General features: G+C 44.9%; 16 protein-coding genes and 1 tRNA gene. 6 read left to right on the top strand and 11 right to left on the bottom strand.

The genetic code is table 11. From position 1 onward, the window contains the following. The first annotated feature begins 6 nt into the window (after positions 1-6). From H3V12_RS10955 to H3V12_RS10940, 4 genes are all read left to right on the top strand, one after another. Positions 7-83 (top strand) — tRNA-Met (locus H3V12_RS10955). Between the two features lie 1141 nt (positions 84-1224). Beyond that, entirely contained in the window at positions 1225-2979 is a 1755-nt protein-coding gene (locus tag H3V12_RS10950) for an ATP-binding protein (RefSeq protein ID WP_198214694.1), read from the top strand. Beyond that, a complete protein-coding gene (locus H3V12_RS10945; RefSeq protein WP_198214693.1) occupies positions 2972-4405 on the top strand; it encodes a UvrD-helicase domain-containing protein in 1434 nt (477 codons plus the stop codon). Before H3V12_RS10950 ends, H3V12_RS10945 begins: the two co-directional genes overlap by 8 nt. 282 nt (positions 4406-4687) lie before the next feature. After that, complete coding sequence (locus tag H3V12_RS10940) at positions 4688-5200, top strand: ClbS/DfsB family four-helix bundle protein (protein ID WP_198214692.1); 513 nt, start codon at positions 4688-4690, stop codon at positions 5198-5200. 152 nt (positions 5201-5352) lie between these two features. Here the strand turns inward: H3V12_RS10940 and cydX are convergent, their stop codons facing one another. Genes cydX through cydD form a run of 5 tightly spaced genes read right to left on the bottom strand, consistent with a single transcriptional unit; the run spans position 5353 to position 11656 of the window. Next, positions 5353-5478 carry a cytochrome bd-I oxidase subunit CydX gene (gene cydX / locus H3V12_RS10935; RefSeq protein WP_198214691.1) on the bottom strand — a complete coding sequence of 42 codons (126 nt, stop codon included), beginning with the start codon at positions 5476-5478 and terminating at the stop codon, positions 5353-5355. A 24-nt stretch (positions 5479-5502) separates the two neighbouring features. Further along, entirely contained in the window at positions 5503-6654 is a 1152-nt protein-coding gene (gene cydB / locus H3V12_RS10930) for a cytochrome d ubiquinol oxidase subunit II (protein ID WP_198214690.1), read from the bottom strand. A 12-nt stretch (positions 6655-6666) separates the two neighbouring features. After that, complete coding sequence (locus H3V12_RS10925; RefSeq protein ID WP_198214689.1) at positions 6667-8241, bottom strand: cytochrome ubiquinol oxidase subunit I; 1575 nt, start codon at positions 8239-8241, stop codon at positions 6667-6669. 11 nt (positions 8242-8252) lie between these two features. Further along, the gene (locus H3V12_RS10920; RefSeq protein ID WP_198214688.1) at positions 8253-9962 is read right to left on the bottom strand and encodes an ATP-binding cassette domain-containing protein; all 1710 of its coding nucleotides are present in this window, start codon (positions 9960-9962) and stop codon (positions 8253-8255) included. Beyond that, entirely contained in the window at positions 9959-11656 is a 1698-nt protein-coding gene (gene cydD, locus H3V12_RS10915) for a thiol reductant ABC exporter subunit CydD (protein ID WP_198214687.1), read from the bottom strand. Before cydD ends, H3V12_RS10920 begins: the two co-directional genes overlap by 4 nt. Before the next feature lie 246 nt (positions 11657-11902). Between cydD and H3V12_RS10910 the strand changes: the two genes are divergently transcribed. Further along, positions 11903-12772 carry a LysR family transcriptional regulator gene (locus tag H3V12_RS10910; RefSeq protein ID WP_198214686.1) on the top strand — a complete coding sequence of 290 codons (870 nt, stop codon included), beginning with the start codon at positions 11903-11905 and terminating at the stop codon, positions 12770-12772. A gap of 1319 nt (positions 12773-14091) precedes the next feature. On the opposite strand, the gene H3V12_RS10905 is transcribed toward H3V12_RS10910, so the two are convergent. Then, positions 14092-15285, bottom strand: a complete 1194-nt coding sequence (locus tag H3V12_RS10905) for an MFS transporter (protein ID WP_198214685.1) — start codon at positions 15283-15285, stop codon at positions 14092-14094. Between the two features lie 104 nt (positions 15286-15389). Here H3V12_RS10905 and H3V12_RS10900 point away from each other — a divergent pair, with 104 nt between their 5' ends. Continuing rightward, positions 15390-15794: a helix-turn-helix domain-containing protein gene (locus H3V12_RS10900; protein ID WP_075869153.1), complete on the top strand. Its 405-nt coding sequence runs from the start codon at positions 15390-15392 to the stop codon at positions 15792-15794. 332 nt (positions 15795-16126) lie between these two features. Here H3V12_RS10900 and H3V12_RS10895 read toward each other — a convergent pair whose 3' ends face one another. The 5 genes from H3V12_RS10895 to lldD form a co-directional block, all read right to left on the bottom strand. Beyond that, positions 16127-16873, bottom strand: coding sequence for an ABC transporter permease (locus tag H3V12_RS10895; protein WP_075869152.1), 747 nt, complete (start codon positions 16871-16873; stop codon positions 16127-16129). Between the two features lie 16 nt (positions 16874-16889). Further along, a complete protein-coding gene (locus tag H3V12_RS10890; protein ID WP_198214683.1) occupies positions 16890-18077 on the bottom strand; it encodes an ABC transporter substrate-binding protein in 1188 nt (395 codons plus the stop codon). Next, positions 18074-18859, bottom strand: a complete 786-nt coding sequence (locus H3V12_RS10885; RefSeq protein WP_198214682.1) for an ABC transporter ATP-binding protein — start codon at positions 18857-18859, stop codon at positions 18074-18076. Before H3V12_RS10885 ends, H3V12_RS10890 begins: the two co-directional genes overlap by 4 nt. Positions 18860-18884: 25 nt before the next feature. After that, entirely contained in the window at positions 18885-19943 is a 1059-nt protein-coding gene (locus H3V12_RS10880; protein WP_198214681.1) for an acyl-CoA dehydrogenase family protein, read from the bottom strand. A gap of 1015 nt (positions 19944-20958) precedes the next feature. Next, positions 20959-22095 carry an FMN-dependent L-lactate dehydrogenase LldD gene (lldD, locus tag H3V12_RS10875; protein ID WP_075869142.1) on the bottom strand — a complete coding sequence of 379 codons (1137 nt, stop codon included), beginning with the start codon at positions 22093-22095 and terminating at the stop codon, positions 20959-20961. Positions 22096-22159 lie beyond the last annotated feature (64 nt).

Below are 22159 nucleotides of genomic sequence, written 5' to 3'. Positions count from 1 at the left end.
CCTTGGCGCGGGGTGGAGCAGCCCGGTAGCTCGTCAGGCTCATAACCTGAAGGCCGCAGGTTCAAATCCTGCCCCCGCAACCAATAACAACCACGACTTCCAGATTCATATCCGCATTTGATAACCGCTGCACTTCATGAAGCCTGCGGTTATGATAACGTTGGAATAAGTGCCTTTCGAGCTGTGGTGTGTCTATTAGGATCGCGGAATTAAAGCCCCGCAAAACTCCTTACCCTTGATAATAACTGCTGTTGTCGCTTGATAGTGAAAGATATGCCTTTTATCGCCAAATTCTGTCACGAATGCCCTAAAGAACTCACACAGTTGGTCGGTGCGTCGGAAATTGGGAAGTCACAACCTTGTTTCAATAGACGTTCGAAAACTAAGTTCTGTATGCATTCAAATCCATCCTGTTTGCGCTGACGTTCCCGCTTAGCTTTTTGTAACCACTAGACTTCCCAAAAGAGCTTATAGTTCCGATTGCGTTCAAAAGCCGAATGGTGTGCCGTTATTCCATCAATCCTTTTTCTGCTCTTCATGTCAATCACATTGTAAATGTTGTACTGGTCTGAAAACCCGGCAAAAAGATGAGGCCTTCATGGCTTGGAGACATTTCATCGCTAGGCAGGAATACTCGGGCAAAGATAAACTGTTTTAACGCCAAGATCGCTGTTTGTGGAAGATTAGCCGGAGGCTTTGTTGCTTACGTTGCCAAGAAAAGGTTTTTGTCTTAGAAAGTAAAAAATTAAAAACATATGCTGACGTTCGTCGAAAAAATACGACGGATTAATAAGCTAGTTATAAATGAGTTAATATAGTTTGCTGTAATGCGATTACTTGGGGGGTGTCAACTTCGATGAGAGGGGCAATGCCGCGTTTTTTGACGCCATGCAGCAGTATGATGACGGTCGAATGCTTATCTTTGGTTAATAACATTTCTAAATTATTACCCCTCGACAAAAGTTACCTTAAACGCATTGTTTAGAAGGTCTTCGACCTCGTGATGACTGTGTATAATGAGTTTGACACCGTTTTCCTTAATTGTGGCTTCCTCATGCTATCCGAGTGGATAATAGCCAACATCTTTATGAATATGATATAAGGGAGTTGGCAGATCGGAATGGTGGGGAGCGATGTCTGACGAAACCCAAACTGTTACAGATTGAGTAATACAAGATCACGCAGGTTAGCGGCAGGGGTTAATCAAATAAGGGATGATTATTCGTGGCTAGAATTAGAAAAATCGAGATACAGAATTTTCGTGGAATTAAGTCTCTTGAATGGTATCCATCAAACGGCATTAATTGTTTAATCGGGCATGGGGATAGTGGAAAATCAACGCTTCTGGATGCTATAGACATGTGCATTGGAGCGAGACGCAATATTAGTTTCTACGATACAGATTTTTATAATTTAGATGTAGAAAATCCCATCAGTATTACGATTATCCTTGGTAGTTTAAGCGATGATTTAAAAAATATTGATACCTATGGAGACTACCTTCGTGGATTTGATAGTAAAAACAAGAATATTGAAGACGAACCGCGTACGGGTCTGGAAACAGTTCTTTCCGTTAATCTGAGCGTAGGGGCTGACCTTGATCCTATATGGAGTCTTCTCTCCGAACGCGCACAGGCACGGGGATTATCGAGCAATCTAAAATGGGCTGATCGCGTTCGGCTTTCACCAACGCGAATAGGCAATATCTCCGATTATAACTTAAGTTGGAGAAAAGGTTCAATTCTCAACAAACTATCCGATGAAACAGCAGATGCATCGCTTGAACTGGCTACGGCAGCGAGGAATGTGCGTACTGAATTCGGAGAAAGTGCACAGAAACAGCTCATTAAAGCATTAGATGCTGTTAAGAGTACTACGGATGAATTAGGCATACCTACAGGTGGTGATGTCAAGGCAGTGCTGGATTCCCATTCCATATCGTTTAGTAGTGGCGTTATTTCCCTGCACGATGCAAATGGTGTCCCTCTCAAGAATCTCGGAATTGGATCAACGCGACTGCTTATTGCCGGATTGCAAAGAAAAGCGGCTGAATCTTCCTCGGTGCTTTTGGTTGATGAGTTTGAATATGGCCTTGAACCGCATAGAATTATTAAATTTCTGGATTCATTAGGTGCAAAGGAGCACAAAGTTCAACCGCCGCTTCAAGTTTTTATGACTACTCATTCTCCAACCGCACTTAGAGAGCTTTCAAAAGAACAGTTATATATTTTGCGGCACGATGACGATAAACATCATTGTATTTATTTTGGAGAGAAGGATGACGTTCAAGGAACAATAAGAAGGTTTCCGGAAGCGTTTCTAGGTTCTGCCATTCTGGTATGTGAGGGAGCAAGTGAAGTTGGTTTCATACGTGGATTGGACCAATACCGCTCTAAAACCACCAATAGCCCCTCTATCCATGCCCTTGGGGTTTGTCTTGTCGATGCTGGCGGAGTGGATAACATCTACAAAAGAGCACTACCACTTATAAATGCAGGTTATAGAGTGGCCGTTTTACGAGATGATGACAAAAGCCCTTGTGAAGAAGTTGAACGCAGTTTCATTGACAGAGGAGGACGGGTTTTTTCCTGGCAAAAAGGGCATTCTATCGAGGATGCAATTTTTCTTTCCGTTCCCGATAACGAAATTATTCAAATTCTTGACTATGCCATAGAAATACATGGAAAAAAATTGATAGAAGACCATTTTGAAACAGTGTCGCGAAAGCAGTTTTCTATTGACGATTTTGATGAGCTTTTTATACGAAACAAAGGTACAGATGAGGAACGGCTTAACGCAAAGAAATGGATTTCTGCAGCATCGAAAACCAAAAGTACACCGTGGTTTAAAAATGTATCTGCGATGGAATATATCGGGAGTGAAATAATAGCGCCCAATCTTGCCAATCTTTCTGAATCAGCCCCGATATTTTACCAAACAATTACAGAGTTTTTTAGTTGGGCTGAAAATAATGCCTAATTTTTCAAGCCTTCTAGAGATTACAAGGGGAACAGTTACCGCTCCAGCGGGTTGTGGCAAAACTCACCTTATTGCAGAGTCTCTAAGAAATAACCCGGCAAAGAAACCGGGATTGGTCCTTACGCACACCAATGCAGGAGTTGCCTCTTTGCGGTCAAAGTTGAATGGGCTAAAAGTAGAGACTTCAAAATATCGATTGTCTACCATTGACGGTTGGGCAATAAGATTGGTTTCCTTTTTCCCTATGCGTTCCGGTATTCCGTCGGATGCATTAAAACTCGCAAATCCAAAACGGGATTATCCTTTGATTAGAGAGGCGGCAGCTAAACTATTAACAGGAAACCATATCAGCGATATTTTACAAGCGAGCTATTCGCACTTGATTGTTGATGAGTATCAAGACTGCTCTTCTTACCAGCATGCTATTATATGTGGTGCTTCGCACTCTCTTAAAACATGTGTTTTAGGCGATCCTTTACAAGCAATTTTTAATTTTGGCAGCGATCGTTTAGCAAATTGGGAAAACGAAGTCTGTAAATACTTCCCGATACAGGTTGAATTAGATAGGCCATGGCGTTGGATTAATGCAGGTTGCGAACCATTGGGACAACGGTTGCTTGAAGTCAGAAACAAACTGCTTAGAGGTGAGCGGATTGATTTAGTTTTAGCTCCTCCAGAAGTGAAATGGGTACGGGTATATGATGACAGGGACTATGAAAAATTAGCCAATGCGTCACGTGAAAAATCTCCAGTCAAGGGTGGCGGAGTATTAATCATATGTGAGAGTAAAAATGCAAATAGTCGCTATGAAATTGCAAAAAGAGTTTATGGCGCGGAAATCGTTGAGGCGGTAGACCTACGCGATTTAACAAATTTTGCCGAGTCTTTTGTATTAGATAGTGTTAGCGATGGAAAAGCAGCTCTTTCACAGCTCGTCATATTTGCTGAGAGTTTAATGACAAATGTTGGGGCTCGCAAGTTAATTAAAAGAGTTCAAAGCTTGTTGAAGAAGACAGCAAGGAAAAAAGCTAGTGATGTTGAAGAGGCTGCTATAGGATTTCTTAACAGCCCTACCTTCACTCATGCTATTGATTTATTAAAGACGATTAATCAGCAGTCAGGTGTCAAAACTTACCGGCCAGCTATTTTAAGAGCCTGCATTAAAGCGATGCAGCTATGTGTTGACTATCCAGACTTAACTTTTTCTGAAGCGGCGATACGGATTAGAGAACAAAATAGAATTTTGGGAAGACCTTTGCCCAAACGGGCCGTTGGGAGCACTCTTCTATTGAAAGGCTTGGAAGCAGATGTTGCAGTTGTTCTTAATGCGGATTCACTTGATGCTAAAAACTTATATGTAGCTATGACGAGAGGCTGCAGGAAATTAGTAATATGTTCAAAGTCTAAAATATTGGATCCTCGTTAAATCTTGAATGAACCTCAACGTCAATTACATCTTTCATGTTTTATAGCGCGTGACAGCACCTGTAAGAAAAACGATATTGGACACTTGTCGTTTATCATAGTCCGTCAATACTTTCTCACGAATAATATGGGTAGAATAGTTCCGAAGATTTATAATTGAAGTGGGATTGTTCTTTTTTCTAGGAAAATGCAAAACTGCCTTACGTTGTTAACACATTGATTTGCTTGTTAAACAAGTTAAAAGATCATTCAACCTGCTGAGCAACAGTTGAAAGAAGGAAAAATGTCGATACCGCAAAATAAAGATGAATTGCTGAATGCAATCGAAACGACTTTTTCCAAACTTGCCGAGGATTTGCGTAAAGTACCAGCAGATGTTTCCGGTTTGCCGCTCATGGAGGGGCATTCAAAAGGCGAGCTTATGAGTGTTTCAAATCTCGTTGCCTATCTTTTGGGGTGGAATAGGCTTGTCCTGAAATGGCTGGAAAGGGATGAAAAAGGCGAACCCATCGATTTTCCCGAAACCGGTTTCAAGTGGAATGAACTTGGTGAACTCGCCAAAAAATTTTATTCCGATTATCAGAATGTTCCTTTTGTAGATCTTGTTGATCGGCTTCGTGTGGCAAAAGCAAAAATTATTGGCGAAATTTCCAAACGAAATAACCAGGAGCTTTACGAAAAAGAGTGGTGCGGAAAATGGACAATGGGACGGATGATCCAATTGAACACCTCTTCACCCTATTCCAATGCACGGAACCGCCTGCGGAAATGGCTGAAAAATCTCGACGCTGAATAAAGATGATTTCAGAGAGCGTAAATTAGATGACGAATAGACCGGTAGTCGTGCTTTTTTAAAACGGCAATTGCCGAAGAAAACTCGGTGAGAAAAATAAAAATGCCGCGGAGAGCGTAGGCTTTCCGCGGCAATGATTTTTGGTTTTTTACAGGCTATTCGGATTTATTTTCGCCTTTATTTTGTTTGGTACTGTCGTCCGTCAATTCATACCACATCGCATTCAATATTGCGAAAGCGGCGGCAAGCGGAAGGCCGAGAGCCCAAGAAAAATACCACATGGAATTTCCTTTCAAGAGTAGCAATCAATAGGATTGCTTGTTTCCTTCGATTGTTTTGACGCTGACTTTTCCCCAAAGGATTTTGTAAACCCAGCTTGTGTAGGCCAAGACTGTCGGAACAAAAATGATCGCGACAATCAGCATGACAAAGAGGGTGAAATGGCTTGAGGAAGAATCCCATACCGTAAGGCTCATCACCGGATCAATGATTGAAGGCAGGATGAACGGGAACATTGCAACGCCAACGCTTGCGATAATGCCGGCAATGCCAAGTCCGTTTGCGATAATGGCAAGGACCGGTTTTCTCATGGCGAGACATGCGGCTGCCAATAGTGGTGCAACAAGTCCGATAATCGGAACAATCCATAACATCGGTGTTTGATGGTAATTGTCAAGCCAACCCGAAGCATTGGTTGCTATCTGTTTCATCAACGGGTTTGAAGGGCCGTTGGCAACCACACCACCGGTAATATGATAGCCGGTTGTTGCAACGCTCAACAAAAGCCCGCACAAACCATAAAGAATGGTTGTGAGAACACCCGTAATCATGCCGACTTTGCGTACACGGTTGAAAATCGGATCATCTGTTTTGACAGCAAGCCAGCTTGCCCCGTGGGTAAGCAGCATGACAATCGACAGAACCCCGCAAAGGATTGCAAACGGGTTCAACAGTCCGAAAAACGAACCATGATAGAAAATCTGCATATCGGGTTTAATCTCGAAGGGAACACCTTCAAGCACATTGCCCATTGCAACACCGAAAATCAGACTTGGCAAAAAGCCACCGACGAAAAGTAGCCAGTCCCAGGTTGACCGCCAGGTTTTGCTTTCGCGTTTGCTGCGGTATTTGAAGCCGACCGGGCGCAGAATAATGCCAACGAGCACAAGGAACATGGCAATATAAAAGCCTGAAAACGAAACCGCGTAAAGTTGTGGCCAAGCGGCGAAAATGCCGCCGCCTGCCAAAATCAACCAAACCTGATTGCCTTCCCAAACCGGTCCGACGGTGTTGATGACAATGCGTCGCTCAAGATCTGTCTTACCAACAAAGGGGAGCAACATACCGGTTCCCAGATCGAAACCGTCCATGACTGCAAAGCCGACAAGCACAATGCCAAGCAGCAGCCACCATATGATACGTAACACGTCATATGAAATCAAATCGTGCAAAATCATGATTTTTATCCTTTAAGATAATGCTGTGGCAGAGGCGTTGTTTTGTACCTCACTGTGGTCACTCAAAACGTCCGGACCTTTTCTGATATATTTCAGCATCAAGCGGACTTCGACGACAAGAAGCGCGGTGTAGAGGGCAACAAAGCCGCAAATTGTCAGGAACACTGTCGTAACGCCGAGGTTTGAAACCGCAACGGCTGTCGGAAGAATTCCTTCGATAATCCAGGGCTGACGTCCGATTTCGGCAACAACCCATCCACATTCGACAGAAATCCATGGAAGTGCGATGGCGCAAACAGCAAGTTTAAGCAACCAGCGCCTGTTTTCCAAACGATGACGTGCCGACAGATAGAAGAATGTCGCCATAATCAGGATAAGGGCAAAGCCACAGGCAACCATGATACGGAAAGCCCAGAAGATAACCGGAACTTCCGGAACAAGGTCCCAAGCCGCTTTGCTGATCTGTTCTTCCGTTGCCGTGCGCGGGTCATCGACATAGCGTTTCAACAGAAGTGCATAACCGAGCGAACGACCGTTATTTTCAAACTGGTCGATTGTTTCTTGCGGAACAGCTGCGCCTTTTGCCTGTTGGATTTTTTCCAGTGCATCATAAGCAAGGATACCTTGTCTGATTTCTTTTTCAGATTGTGCAACGAGATCCTTGATGCCGGGGATCTGTTCGTCAAACGAACGTGTACCGATAATGCCCATTACCCACGGAATGTGGATTGCAAAATGGGTTTCGCGGTTTTTGACATCGGGAAGACCGAACAGTGTGAAAGAAGCCGGAGCTTTTTCAGTATCCCACATGGCTTCGATAGCAGCGAGTTTCATTTTCTGGTGTTCGCCGGAAAGGTAGCCGCTTTCATCTCCGAGAACTACGACGGAAAGTGAAGCAGCAAGACCGAATGATGCAGCAACTGTCATCGAACGTTTGGCAATTTCTTTATAGCGACCTCTCAGGAGGTACCAGGCGGAAACGCCAAGGACGAAAGCGGCAGCTGTTGTATAACCGGCTGAAACCGTGTGAACGAATTTCGCTTGCGCAACAGGATTTAAAATAACCGAAGCGAAGTCGCCCAATTCCATACGCATGGTTTGCGGGTTGAAAGTCGAGGCGACCGGATTTTGCATCCAGCCATTGGCGACGAGAATCCACAAAGCCGAGAAGTTCGAGCCGAAGGCCACGCACCATGTAGCAATCAGGTGTTTAACCTTTGACATGCGGTCCCATCCGAAGAAGAACAGGCCGACAAAGGTTGCTTCCAGGAAGAAAGCCATCAAAGCTTCGATAGCCAAAGGTGCGCCAAAAATATCGCCGACATAATGGCTATAATAGCTCCAGTTCATGCCGAACTGGAATTCCATAACCACGCCGGTTGCCACACCTAACGCAAAATTTATACCAAATAGTAGTCCCCAGAACTTGGTCATGTCCCGCCAGATCGTTCGACCTGTCATGACATAAACGCTTTCCATAATGGCAAGCAGGATTGATAATCCTAGCGTTAATGGGACAAACAGAAAATGGTAAAGCGCTGTCGCGGCGAATTGGAACCGTGATAGGCTGACAATGTCAATATCCATAATTCAAGTCCTTACATTGAGTGTTTGTCATAGTTGTCCTCGCGTAAACTTTCTAAAACGCGTTGATAGTTTTCGCTCGATCGCTCATAGTCGCCAGTGATGCGGGTGTGATCGAGTGTGATGATGCGGTCGCAACAGGTTGCTTCCCGTTTCAGGTGGGTGACAAGGAGCCAGCTTTTTTCACGCCCATAGTGCTTCATGCGCTCGAGAATATCGCGGGCCGTTCCGCTATCTATATTCTCTGTCGGCTCATCAAGTAGCCACAGGTCGCGTTTCTGCAGGAAAAGGCGTGCCAATGCAAAGCGTCGAGCCTGACCGGTAGAAAGCCCGGTCTGGTTTTCCCCAATGCTGCTGTAGAGGCCGTCTTTGAGATTAACGAGATAGTCGTGTAGTCCCGCACGCTCCATGGCCTCGACCATGTCGTCGTTAGAGGCGGTCACATTGGCAAGTTTCAGGTTCTCATGCAGAGTGTCATGAAATATATAGGTATTTTGTTCCAATAATGCTGCTTTTATTGCTGCAATTTTTCCCTCGACAATCATATCTTTTGTCATGAAAAGCGAAATGAGCGAACTTTTGCCTGCTCCGTTGGGGCCGACAAAAGCTATCTTTTCTCCTGAGCTGACGGTGAAATGAATATCGTTCAAAACTGCCGGCAATTGCGGCTCGTAGCTTGCCCGTTTGATGTCGGCTATAGCCACATAGCTACATGGTGGCAATTCTTCACGGGTTTTTGCTAAATTGGCATTTTCACTTTCGGCAAATGGCGAAAGTCTGCGTAACGCCAATATATAGCGGCCAATCTCGCCGCAGCCCTGATAAAGCGGTTTGACAAGGTCATAAAGTGTCAATGCGGCCAATATAGAAAGTACAGCCAGTGGCAAACTGATCAATCCATATTGATAGAGTAGGATAGTTGAGAGAATAAGCCCGACAAAAATAAGCTTGTCGACAAAACCGCTGATTGCTTCAATGGCGAGTTGCCGTTTTTTCAAGGAAACGTCGCTTGTGGCAAGGCTGTCTTCCGTGTTCATGACATGGCTGGTGAAAGATTGTTGGCAGCCATTCATAACAAGGTCGGTCTGGCCGGAAAGAAGTGCGATCACACGTGTGCGCAGGCTTTCGCGCCGGATTGCGAGAGAGGCTGAACGTTTTTCGTTAAGTTTTACGGAAAGGCAGGAAAAAATAATGACGGTCGCAAAAACAATCAGTCCAAAGCCGAGCCCCAAGCCCAAATGAACGGAAGAAAGCACGGCTATAATTGTTAAAATTGCAACGAGTGCAACAATAGAAGGGACGATAAGTTTCAGATAGATGAGTTCGTAACTATCGATATCGCCGGTTAGACGATGCAACAGACGTGCCGGACGCATGGCGAGATCACGCAAGGATTTTCTTTGTGCAATTGTCTTGAAGAGTTGTAGCCGCAAGCCTCTACTCTGCATGAATGTTGCGTCATGATTGACGAGCCGCTCAGCGTAGCGCGCACCGGTTCTCAAAAGCGCAAAAAACCGTATGGCAGCCGAGGGCATAAAAACATCGAAGACGCGTGTTGCCGCAATCGTTAACCCCGCAATTCCGGTTGCCGTGATAAACCAGCCGGATAGGCAAAGAAGGCCGATTGTCGAAAGTGCTGTGAGAATGGCAAAAACAAGTCCCGAAAGCATTTTTTTGCGGATAATTCTGTCGCGCGGTGCAATGAGAGCAAGGATTTTTTTCATCTCTCGCTCTCCCTGCAATTCACTTCCGGCGAAAGTTCGATCACTCTGTCCATGCGCTTGAAAAGTTCCGGATCATGTGTTGCAACAAGGAGGCTCTTTTTTCCGGAAATTTTTATGAGTGCATCTATAACAATCTTTGCACTTTCAGGATCAAGGTGGGCGGTCGGCTCGTCGATAAGAAAGACATTCCGGTCTTTTTCCAGCGCCAGCCGCACCAAGGAAAGGCGGGCGGCTTCGCCACCGGAAACACCGGTTCCGCCTTCACCAAGGCGCTGGTATTTGCGCTCATTGGCGAAATCTTTCAAATTGGCAAGATCAAGATAATCGTCAATATGATCGAATTTTCTGTTGAATGTTATATTGGAGAGGATTGACTGGTCGAACCAATAAGGCTTTGCACCCATCCAGCCGATTTTGGCTCGAATTTCATCAATATTGTTCCCGTTCACAGTCAAGCCGTTGACTTTGATTGACCCCTTGTCAGCCTGAATAAGACCGGCAATGAGCGAGATGAGAACCGACTTTCCGGCACCGCTTTTTCCTGTCAGTGCAACTTTTTCTTGTCTGCCGATTTTTAGCGAAAAGTTTTTGAAAACCGGTTTTTCGGGAATGAAACCGAATGAGAGATTGTCAATTTCGATTGCAGCGCCATTCTGAGGCGAAGCTGTTTCTTCCGGCTTCGTTTCATATGATTGTTGAACAATTGGCGATTGCTGAACATCAGAAGGTTGATGAACAATCGTCTCGCCTTTGCCGACAAGTTTTGTGAAATTTTCCATAGCAGCTTTACCTGCAACACGGTCGTGCCAAACGCTTGCAAGTTCACGCAATGGTTCAAAAAAACTCGGTGCAAGCAAAAGAATGAAGAGCCCTTCTGCAAGGCTGAGCTTGTTTCCCCAAAAGCCGATGGTAATGACACCTAAAAGATGAAAACCGATATAGACGGCCATCAAAGCGACACCGAGAGCCGAGAAAAGTTCCAGTACCGCTGACGACAAAAAAGCAATGCGTAATACTTTCATCGTGCGCGTAATGAGGTCGTCGGATTGGCGAGCAAGGCGTTTCGCACTCCAGAAGGTGGCGTCAAGAATGCGCAATGTCTTTATGCCGCGCAAACGATCCAGCAGATAGCCATTCATCTCGCCCATTTCCTGCCATTGTTCTTTTGCCGCTTTTTGAGCTTTGGCGCCGATAATGGCCCAAAATAGCGGAATGATCGGTGCTGTTATAAAAAGCAGTAAACAGGCAAGCCATGAAAACGGTAATATAAGGCAAAGGATGACAACCGGAATAACGGCAGCGCGCAACATCAAAGGGCGGTAGTTTGCGTTCCAAGAAACGAGTGTCTCTCCCTGATCGACAAGGATATTGGCTGCCTCGCCGCCTGGCATACGTTTTTTACTTAAAGGAGAAAGAAAATTAAGGTGGGTTAGGCCACGTTTGCGCCACTCATTCAAATTTTTACGGGAATTTTTAAAGAGGTCAAGTTGGCTATGATAATCAAGAAAGGCTTTGATTGCAGCAAGGAAAACGATAGCAAGACATGCAATGATAATGGTCGACGACGCTTCACCCGCTTTTGCGACAATCAGGCTCAACAGTGCAGCTTCAGCTATCCAAAAGAGCGGCAAAAGACTGAATATGGTTTGTGACAGGGTAAGCCTTGGCAGGAGACCGGCTCTTTCATGTTTCATATCAATTTGACCCGCTTTCACAGTCAAAACATATAAGATCGTTGCGACAGTAATGCCGCAAATGCTTACGTCCTCACGTCTTTAAATTTCAGGATTAGGCGTTATTGTATAAACGATTATTATATAGGTATGAGCTCATGAACTTTTTATACATGAGTGAAATCTGTTTTAAAAATTGTATTTGCAAATGTGATTTATTTCTTTAAGCTATAAATAATTAAAGGGAACACTTAAGGCGCACCACATATGAACCTGGCACAATTGAACTATGTCCTGGCTGTTGCACAGACAGGCAGTTTTACTATAGCAGCAAAGAACTGCCATGTAACCCAGCCGACCTTATCAAACAGCATCGCCCAGCTTGAAGACGAGTTTCAGGCGCGCATTTTCTCACGTACAACGCGGCGCGTTGGCCTTACGCCTTTCGGGCAGCACATTATGCCCTATATCGAGAAGCTGGTCGAGGCCAATTATGATCTCGTTGACGAAAGCAAGAAATTCAATAATCAGGAAACAAATGTTGTCAGGATCGGCAAATCGCCTTTGATGAGTTGCCAATATCTGGCAGCCGTCATGAATGATTTTCGCACGGAGAATCCGGACTCGGAAATTGTGTTATGCGAACGCAATAGCGGCGACCTTATCGACTTGCTGGAACGAGGTGAAGTCGATTATGTCTTTGATGTTGAAGCAGAAAAAAAGCCTACAAGGGCAAGCGAATTTCTTTATGAAGAGCCGCTCTATTTTATACCGAGCACGGCACAACCGATCAGAAACGTCAATGTGGTGCATTTTTCCGATATTTCCGACGAGGTTTTTGTCATGGTTGATGACGAATCCGGATTGAACAAATTTATCAGGGAAATGTTCGGGCACCACAATCATGTTCTGAAAGAATATACCGGAAAAACAGTTTCCTTCCGTGAACTTGAAAACTGGGCGCATTGCGGGTTCGGGGCGGCACTTTTGCCAAAATCGGCAATCACTGTGACATCAGGTCAGCGCTATATCTTGTGCGATCAGGACGAGCGCCCGATACAAATCCGTTACGAAGCGACGTGGAAGAAAAATATTCCGGTTACAAGCGAAAAATTGAAAAATTTCCTAAAGCAGTAATTAAAACGAGTATTTTGCACCAATAGCGAAACTTTTAGCTGTATTTTGGAAGAATATTTTTCCAAAAAATTATTTTGAAGTGAATCATATCCTTTTTTGCGGCTTTATAGAGAAATAATTATCCGGTTAAAGAATACAACGGTAAGTGTGTTCAGGGCTATCTATGGTTGGGAAAAGCCTGTGAAAGTACTGGAGTATTTTTGAAGTTGAAAAAATATCACGAATAGAGAAATTTATCGGCATGAATTTATCGGGTTGAAAATTCCGTGTGTCTGAAACATTGATCGGCTGAAACACTGGCCAGCAAAAATACTGACTTGTTCAAACTCTCGCTAATCCAATTTTCCTGTGAGCCCGCAACGCGTGGTGACAAGGAATTGCATTGATCTTGACAATTTTTGCTAAAGGGAAAAAGGGGGGTGACTTTCCGTGAAGTGCGGGACTGTGATTATCCAATTGATGGCGGATTTTAGAGGTTTTTTGCCCCTTTGAGGGGGAAATGGTATTGAAACGGGCGACTTTTCATAGCTATTACTTCCAAAGTAGATCAAGAATTCGGACAGTCAATTTGGAAATTCGGATTTCCGACATCTGCGCTTTCAGAAATAACAGCGCGTTTCTTTTGTAGGGAGAGGGAGTATTAGAGGAGGGTGCCAAATGCCCGACGAATGGATTTGCAAGGCACCTTGAACCTTGGCGCAGTTTTGACGTCTAGAAAATTTTATTCACCAGTATTGGTGTCGTCAAAGTTTCAAACTCTTGTAACTTATTGGAAAATTTCCGAAACGGGAATTTTTATTAAAAAATCTGTTTAGTCGGCGGTTGTTAATGACCGAACATAGCCAAGAGTTCTGAATTCCATTTTGTTAAATCAAACGATTGTTAAAATAAATGGTCGGGAAACTTCCGTTGCAAAAATATATCGTGTTGCCGAGATGTCGGCCTCGTGGGAGCTATGAAACTTTTACCGCTACAAAGTCTTAATCATTGAAGATCAGGAAAACAGTACGGACACCCACTTTATTAAAGTGTTCGTGCGTCTTGGGCTTTTGAACGTTCCGGATTCGCAAATGGCATAAATTGACGGATAGCCCGAATTTACCGATGGTGCGGATTTGTTGATAAGGCGGAATTCCTGGCTAGATTGAATTTCAGGTAAGAAGGGCTTTTGAGTGGGCTTGTCTTTTTCCTTGCCTTATTACGACATTGCCTCGTTGCTTTCGCCTTGAGGCGCAGTTTCGGCAGTTACCGATAAATGTCAACGCTCTAAAAAGGCGAAACAAAGAGCGGGGACTTGTATGTCCCCGCCAGGCAATGGTTTAGTTTGTATTTGACGGGCAACATTCACTTAATTTCTGCTTTGCTTGATGTTTTGCAAAAAGGCTTGAGAGGACAGCAAGGAAAAGTGCTGCAAAAGAAAGGCAAGCACCGGCCCAGTTTGGCGAAGCATAGCCAAAGCCACAAGCGATCACCAGACCGCCGAGCCATGAACCCAGTGCATTACCAAGGTTGAAAAAGCCGATATTGACTGCCGAAGCAAGATTGGCGCCACCGGCGGCTTTTGCCCTATCCATAACAAGGCGCTGGATTGGCGAGACGCTGGCAAAACCGAAGGCAGCCATGAAAAATATAGAAAATACATCGGCAATTTTGTTGGCTATTGTAAGATAGAAAAACAGCATCACAACGGCTTGGCCGAAGAGCGTAATATAAAGAACCGGCATCAATGCACGGTCAGCAAATTTGCCACCCAAATAATTTCCGACAAACAATCCTCCCCCAAAAATGAACAGAAGAAATGTAACGCCCTGGTCGGAAAAATGACCAAGCTCTTTGGCCATTGGCGCAATATAAGTAATCGAAGTGAAAAATGCTGCAGGGCCTAAAATAGTGATGCCCATGGCAAGGAGAACATGAATATCGCCAAAAACAAATAGTTCGTTTTTCAATGATTGTTCATGATGTTTCGGCTGTTTCGGAACCAATCTCGACGTTGCAACAAATGCAACCATACCGATAAGTGTAATGAGATAAAAGGTGGTGCGCCATGACGTTACATGGCTGAACCAGGTACCGGCAGGAACGCCGATAAAATTGGCTGCCGTCATGCCGCTGAACATGAAGGCGATTGCGCTGGTTCGCTTATCTTGCGGTACGAGTTCGGCGGCAAGGACAGAAGCAATACCGATGAAAACTCCGTGGCAAAGCGAATTGATAACCCGCCCGAAAATGGCGGTGGTAAAATTGGGTGAAAGAGCAGTCAGAAAATTTCCGACGATGAAAAATGTCAATGCAAGAAGTAGCAACTTTTTCTTTTCGACATTGCTTCCCAATATGATGATAATCGGAGTTCCGAAAAACACTCCCAATGCATAAGAGGTTGCCATGAAACCGGCAGCCGAGACCGAAATGTGAAAATCTGCCTGAATGGCCGGCAACAGGCCGGAAATAATATATTCTGTTGTGCCGATACCGAAAGCGGCAATTGCAAAAGCCCATAAAGCAGCTGGCATAATGATATTCCCTGATTTGTTAGATACACGAAACAGCTAGGCTACTAGTAAAAAATATGCTAGAAGGTACTTGTTAGGGACATAGATACTAAAAAGTGACTATTATGCCGAAAAACACCAATGAAAACATTGTCTTTGTCGAAACCTGCCCGGCACGAAGAATTATGGAATTATTTTCGGTCAAATGGAAAAGTATGCTTTTGCACGCATTGTTCCATTGGCCAAATGGCAAATGTCGCACTGGTGAACTGCAACGCGCTTTACCGGGAATTTCCAAAAAAATGATGATCCAGACATTGCGTGATCTTGAGGAAGGCGGGCTGGTTCACCGCCATGTCTATACGGTTGTTCCCCCAAAGGTTGAATATTCGCTCACCCCGCTTGGAAAAAGATTTTGCGAGCCGGTTGAAATGCTGTTTGATTGGGGAAAAAGCAACTGCGACGCATTGGAAAAATTTGAAAAAAATCAGCACAAGAACGCAAAACAGGATGAGAAACCCGCTCATTAACGAGTTGCTAAAATGATGGTAGAAGCCCCACGTAGCGTTAGTAAAACAAAGGACTATTTTTCCTTGTTTTTGTTAGCGGGGTATATCGGGGCGAGTAAGCGGAAAACTTGAAAAATTTGACCATATGTTCTTGTCTTCTCCGTTCACCACAGTCAGGATTTTCAAGGAACGTCGACTGCTAGCGATGCTTACGGTTAAAATTACTGCGGCTATTAATCCCACATCCGGTATGCCGGTTTTTTAATAACATTCAGATAAAGAAGGGGGACTTCCGCCCCCATCCTTTTAAAATCCGGTTTGCGTCATCTTCATCAACCAAGCCGTGGGTGAGATCAGCCAAGGCGGCGGGCGGCCGCGCGAACTAAGCTATCAAGCAAATAGCCGATCAATCCGATAAGCAATATGGTTGACATCAGCTCAGGATAAGCAAGCCGGTCACGTGTATCAAGAATGAAATAGCCAAGGCCTGCCGAGACGCCCAACATTTCACAAGGGACAATGATAATCCACGCAATGCCGATCGCCAGCCGGATTCCCGTCATCATATGGCTCAAAATTCCCGGAAAAACCACATAGAGCAATGTTTCACTTTGTGTTGCAGCAAGGCTTTTTGCAACCAGCAGAAAATGCCGGTCAAGTTGTTTGACACCTGCTGCTGTGTTGAACATAATCGGCCAGACTGTTGCAAAGGTGAGAAGAAAGTAAATCGGCTTGTCGCCGATGCCGAAAACCATGACGGCAATCGGCATCCACGACAATGGCGAGATCATGCGCAGAAACTGGAATGCGGGACCAGTTGCTCTTTCCACCCACGGCTTGGCGCCGATCAAAAGTCCGACAGGCACACCGATGATGAGCGCAAAAAGCAAACCGACAACAATGCGTTTAAGGCTGATGAGAGCGTGAAGAGTCAAGTCGGAGCTGGTCAACAAGTGCCAGAAAGTGGGCAATGTTTCCTCAACCGAAAAGCGGCTTGCAAAGCTGTTTTTGGCACTCAAAACATCTGTTCCAAGCCACCAGAGGAAAAGAAGCACGACAAGTCCTGACAAACCGGACAAATGGCGAAGACAGCTTTTCATCACGCTCTTCTCCCCGTTAAACTTCAATCTCTTCATTGCGCACGAAACTGTCTTTCATGCCGAAAGCGGGAAGTCCGCCAACTGCGCTTAAGGCGCGTTTGACAAATTGGTCATCGACAAGGTCTTTGGCCGCAAAAGCCGGATCAAGTGTTTGAAGAAACGCGTTATCACCTTCGATCAAAGTGTCTTTCAGCCGTCTTACCAGTTCTTCCGTGTAGCTCGGATAGGGATAGGGTTGAAAATCTATGCGCTTCTCAAGCCAGTCGGGGTGGATAATTGCACCCGATTTTTCATAAAACCGGTTATCATCCTCGCTTGAAACAAGAACACGTTTGAGAACATCGGAACCGAAAGGCATATATTTGTTCGGATTTTCTTTGGAAAGGAGAAGCGCTGTTTCTTCGCGGTTCTTTGCTGTCCACAATTGTGCTTTGACCATGGCCGAAACCACTTTTTGCGACCATTCTGGGCGCTCTTTCAGGTCTTTTTCCTGCATACAGACAAGACAGCAGGCATGGTCACGCCAGACATCGGCCGTAAATCTTGCAAGCTTTGAAACTTTGGCAGCTTCACCTGCCGCATTGAAGGGTTCTGCAACGATAAAGCCCGAAACCTGACCATTGGCAACCGCCGGTATCATATCCGACGGGGCCATGATCACCATATTGACTTCATTTTTTTCAATTGTGCCGCTTTTTCTGGAAACCGGGGTCAGGCCGTTTTTGCGCAAGATCATTTGCAAAACGACAGTGTGGATTGAATACCAGAATGGAATAGCAACGTTTTTGCCGCCAAGATCGGAAATGGAATTGATGTCATTGGCAACAGAAAAACCGGAGCCGCTCATATGGTTCCATGCAACGACTTTAAGCGGCGCTTTGCTTGAATAGCGTGCCCAGATAGCGATTGGCGAAAGAACATGCATCACATTGATCTGGCCGGCAAAAAAAGCTTCTACAATTTGTGACCAGCTCCGAAAGAGAACCGGTTTTTCGGCTTTCAAACCTTCATTTTCAAAAAAACCTTTACCATGAGCCACAAGCAAAGCTGTTGCGTCGGTGATAGGCAAATAGCCGACTTTTACCGGCTCATCCTTTTCCTGTGACCGTGCTCTTCCGATATTTAAAAACGGCAAAGCGCCACTTGCCGTCAATAAAGCTGATAGCCGCAAAATGTCGCGGCGGGAAAAATACTCATCTTTCATATTTCATCTCTTTTTTTAAGTCCTGCATCTCTCAAAGCTGCAAGTATTTCGATACGGATTTTGCCAAGTTCTTCGACAAAATTATTGCGTGGCTTGGGGAAATTGATTGTCCACGTGCCGATAATGTTTGCCGGTTTTCCGCCAAGCAGAATAATGCGTTCGCTAACAAGCAATGCCTCGTCAATATCGTGAGTGACAAGAAGTGTTGAAGCGGAGAATTCTTTAACGAGTTTAATCAGCAGATTTTGCATATCCTGCCGCGTCAATTCATCAAGTGCGCCGAACGGTTCATCCAGAAAAAGCACTTCCGGATTTCTTGCAAAACAACGCGCTAATCCTGCCCGTTGTGCCATGCCGCCGGAAAGCTCGGATGGTCTCAATTTACGTGCATAATCAAGCCCAACTTCATGGATCGCTTTATTCACCCGATTTTGCCGTTCGCTTTTTTCAAGCTTCTCGCGGTTTTTGAAATCAAGGCCAAAGGCCACATTTTTTTCCAATGTCAGCCACGGCAATAAACCCGGATTTTGAAAGGCCACAGCAATATTCGGGTCAACACGGGTAAGCTCTTTGCCGTGAACAAAAATATGTCCGCCATTCGGCTTTTGCAGGCCGGAAAGCACACGTAAAAGGCTTGATTTTCCGACACCACTTGGCCCCAGAATGGAAACAGTTTCATTCTTTCCGATTGCAAGGTTGAAATTCTCAAGAATAGCGGGTGCATCGTCGCGATATCGCAAAACGATGTTTTTTGCTTCAAGAAGGGGGGCTTTTTCTGTCATGAATTTGAACGGATAAACGGGTTAATCATGCCAAGGCTTTTTTAAGCTGCGTGACACTGGGGGTAATAATGGGAACAAAACTTGCCTCGCGCAAACGACGGGGAAAACCTTCGGCAGTCTCAATGAGATAGGCACCACCGCCACGGGTTTCCAATTCAAGCAGAACCGCTTTCCAGAGCCAGTCGGTCAAGCTGATACGTAGCCTGAATAGGTCTTCGGGAGCGTCGACAAAATGGTGATTGTTTACTCCTTTGAAAAGTGCGTCGCGCAAGTTTGAAAGTTCTTTTTCTGTCTCGTCTATATCGCCTTTGAGCGACACTCTTCGGGCATTGAAATGTTTTTTGGCTTCGTCGATAAAGCGCGCTGCCAATCCTGAAAATAGCCCGCATTGAAGTGCGATAAAAGCCGGACGCAGTGTTTTTAACCATTCGGCAATATTGTCATGCAAAATCCGGTCAGCCGTCAAAGCAACTTTATCCATGGTGATCGCTTTTGTACCGCTTGAGCGCAAAGCCAATAAATCGAGCGATTGGACATTCACCCCTTTGTCGCTATTTTCGAGACTAAAAACTACGGCGCGTCCGTTATCAAGTTCCGCTGCACAGGCTGCAAAAAAGCCTTGGCAGTCGATATTGGTAATCCATGGCATTTTACCGGTAAGGTGATAAATGCCATTGTCAAGCGAGGCAAAATTTTCCATTTTTTCAAGGCCGCAAAGATGTTTCATCAAATTGGAAAGACCGGCAGAACCGGCCATTTTCCCTGATGTCAGTAACGGCAATTGACGGCTTTTGAGCGTTTCATTCGGGCTTTGCAAAACGCATTCGATATAAGCGCGGTGCGCCCATAAGACGAAGGCAGCAGTGAACGAGGAATAGGCAATGTCGGAAATTGTCAAAATAGCATGGGCAATAGTTTTGCCATCGCCACCGAATTTTTCCGGCACACCTACGCCGGTCAATTTTTCTTTTGCCAAGCGCTCCAATATAATTTTCGAGGATTGAAACGTGGTGTCCCATTCCTCTGCATGGGCTTCAGCCCATGGATAGAGCTTATTGAAGCCCTTCAAACAAGGGGATAACATTTTTAAAATTGCCTGTTGATGAGGTGGTAAGCAAAGGACAAGCACCGCTTTTTCTCGCCGCTCTTCAAGAAAGGCGCGATTGAAAAAACGTTGAATTGTAAAGGAAGAGACATTTTAATTCCCCGCAAACTTGCTATGGACAAGCCTAATATTTCTTCTTTTTACGAATTGTTCAACCTTTTATTTTTTTATTTGCAAAAAATATTTTTCTCTTTTTAAAAAATTTTAAATAAATTTTTTAACGAGTTTTTTGGGCATAATGTGAAAAATAACCGGTTTTCACTCAGGAAAACGAGCTGATTTCCCCTGATTTTTGAAGGCAGAATTTTTCTTTTGTTGAACAATTCTCGTTCAGTGACGTAAAAAATTTTAAAAAATAAATTTGTTTAAAAACTATTTGGATAAGGCATGAAATACAAATTTTCATAATTTATCACGAGTAGCATAAAAGGCGATAGTGACAGGCAAGATCGCCAAGAACAAAGCTGAAAACGCTTTTTCAGTTTATCATTCAAACGGGTGCAGGCAAATTGTGGTGAATAAATTGTGCAGGTCGAAGAGAGCGCCATAGTCGCTTGAATTTTGCCGTCTGCCATAATTTGAGGATAATGCTGCAAGGTTTAACATCTTCACCACTTGGAAGGTCGTGAAAGATAGATGAAAAAGGTCACAAAGAGGTGCGATCGGGGGAGTGAGATCGGGAAGCAGGCGAAAAGAATAACCAGCCTCCCAAAAATAGGCATGGCAGCAGTGGTAGGATTGGCATGGTGTGGGAGAGTTTCCGGACAACAGCCGGTAAGCGGTTTTATAAAGGGAATGAAGTTCGAAAATCTTGCAAGTCATTTTCGCAGGTCATGATAGCAAACTAAAGGGCTGCAAGCGTGATGTTGCCACACTCACAGTCCTTTTTATCAAAAGCATTTTTAAAACCCAAAAGAGAACAAGCCGCTTTGTGCGGTTCATGGAAAATCGACTTGTTTCATGCTTTTGCAATGTCGATTTTCAAGGCTGTTTTTCAATCTTTGACGAGCATATCCGCATTGATATCGGCAATTTTTTTGGCGCCTGTCAATGTCATTGCAACACGCATCTCCTTGGCTATGAGATCAAGCATATTGGCTACGCCTTTTTCACCATCGGTTGCCAAGGCATAAGCAAATGCACGGCCAAGCATAACTGTATCTGCTCCAAGTGCAATCATGCGCACAACATCAAGGCCTGAACGCACGCCGCTATCAACAAGAACTTTGAGATCGGGTTTTAAAACTTCTGCAATTTTTGGTAATGCCCTGACAGTTGAAGGCACACCATCAAGCTGACGCCCGCCATGGTTGGAAACAATAACGCCATCAGCACCGAAACGCACAGCATCGCGGGCATCTTCAACGTCGAGAATGCCTTTGATAAGCATTGGACCCTTCCAGAATTCACGAATCCATTCAAGATCTTTCCAGCTTATCGACGGGTCGAAATTGGCTCCTAGCCAACCGATATAATCTTCTAGATTGGTCGGTTTTCCGCGATAGGTGGAAATATTGCCGAGGTCGTGAGGCCGTCCCATGATGCCGACATCATAAGCCCAGGCAGGATGAAGAACAGCTTGTGTATATTGTCGCAATTTGGCAAACGGGCCTGACATACCGGAATGGCGGTCACGATAACGAGCCCCCGGAACCGGCATATCGACGGTGAAAACCAACGTTTTGATGCCTTGGGCGGCTGCCCGTTCAAGAACATTTTTCATGAAACCGCGGTCTTTAAGAACATAAAGCTGGAACCAGATGGGGTTTGGAACTTGCGCCTGAACTTCTTCAATCGGACACACTGAAACAGTCGAGAGTGTAAAGGGGATACCGCGTGATTGGGCGGCTTTGGCTGCCTGAACTTCACCACGGCGCGCATACATGCCGGTAAGCCCCACCGGTGAAAGTGCCACCGGCATTTTCATTTTTTCGCCGAAAAGCTCGGTTTCAAGACTGAGCTCCGACATGTTTTTCAAAATGCGTTGGCGAAGCGCAATATCGGAAAGATCTGTTGTATTGCGTTGCAGGGTACGCTCTGCATAAGCCCCGCCATCAATATAATGAAAGAGAAATGGAGGGAGTTTGCGTCGCGCACCTTCGCGATAGTCTGAAATAGAAGATATAATCATTTCTTTACCCGTCTTGTTAGTCGTGAGGATCAAAGTCCGTTACAAATCCGGCAAAGTGGTTGCC

This window comes from Bartonella sp. W8167 (genome assembly GCF_016100335.1).
GTDB classification, from domain to species: domain Bacteria; phylum Pseudomonadota; class Alphaproteobacteria; order Rhizobiales; family Rhizobiaceae; genus Bartonella; species Bartonella apis.
Note: the sequence above shows the minus strand (reverse complement) of the source record. Positions and strands in the feature narration are given on the sequence as shown.

Bases quoted from the DNA above. Each gene is read 5' to 3' on its own strand.
- cydD (WP_198214687.1), bottom strand. From the start codon at position 11,656: ATGAAACATGAAAGAGCCGGTCTCCTGCCAAGGCTTACCCTGTCACAA.
- lldD (WP_075869142.1), bottom strand. From the start codon at position 22,095: ATGATTATATCTTCTATTTCAGACTATCGCGAAGGTGCGCGACGCAAA.
- H3V12_RS10945 (WP_198214693.1), top strand. From the start codon at position 2,972: ATGCCTAATTTTTCAAGCCTTCTAGAGATTACAAGGGGAACAGTTACC.
- H3V12_RS10920 (WP_198214688.1), bottom strand. From the start codon at position 9,962: ATGAAAAAAATCCTTGCTCTCATTGCACCGCGCGACAGAATTATCCGC.
- H3V12_RS10880 (WP_198214681.1), bottom strand. From the start codon at position 19,943: ATGTTATCCCCTTGTTTGAAGGGCTTCAATAAGCTCTATCCATGGGCT.
- H3V12_RS10890 (WP_198214683.1), bottom strand. From the start codon at position 18,077: ATGAAAGATGAGTATTTTTCCCGCCGCGACATTTTGCGGCTATCAGCT.
- H3V12_RS10910 (WP_198214686.1), top strand. From the start codon at position 11,903: ATGAACCTGGCACAATTGAACTATGTCCTGGCTGTTGCACAGACAGGC.
- H3V12_RS10885 (WP_198214682.1), bottom strand. From the start codon at position 18,859: ATGACAGAAAAAGCCCCCCTTCTTGAAGCAAAAAACATCGTTTTGCGA.
- cydB (WP_198214690.1), bottom strand. From the start codon at position 6,654: ATGATTTTGCACGATTTGATTTCATATGACGTGTTACGTATCATATGG.
- H3V12_RS10905 (WP_198214685.1), bottom strand. From the start codon at position 15,285: ATGCCAGCTGCTTTATGGGCTTTTGCAATTGCCGCTTTCGGTATCGGC.
- H3V12_RS10940 (WP_198214692.1), top strand. From the start codon at position 4,688: ATGTCGATACCGCAAAATAAAGATGAATTGCTGAATGCAATCGAAACG.
- cydX (WP_198214691.1), bottom strand. From the start codon at position 5,478: ATGTGGTATTTTTCTTGGGCTCTCGGCCTTCCGCTTGCCGCCGCTTTC.
- H3V12_RS10895 (WP_075869152.1), bottom strand. From the start codon at position 16,873: ATGAAAAGCTGTCTTCGCCATTTGTCCGGTTTGTCAGGACTTGTCGTG.
- H3V12_RS10925 (WP_198214689.1), bottom strand. From the start codon at position 8,241: ATGGATATTGACATTGTCAGCCTATCACGGTTCCAATTCGCCGCGACA.
- H3V12_RS10900 (WP_075869153.1), top strand. From the start codon at position 15,390: ATGCCGAAAAACACCAATGAAAACATTGTCTTTGTCGAAACCTGCCCG.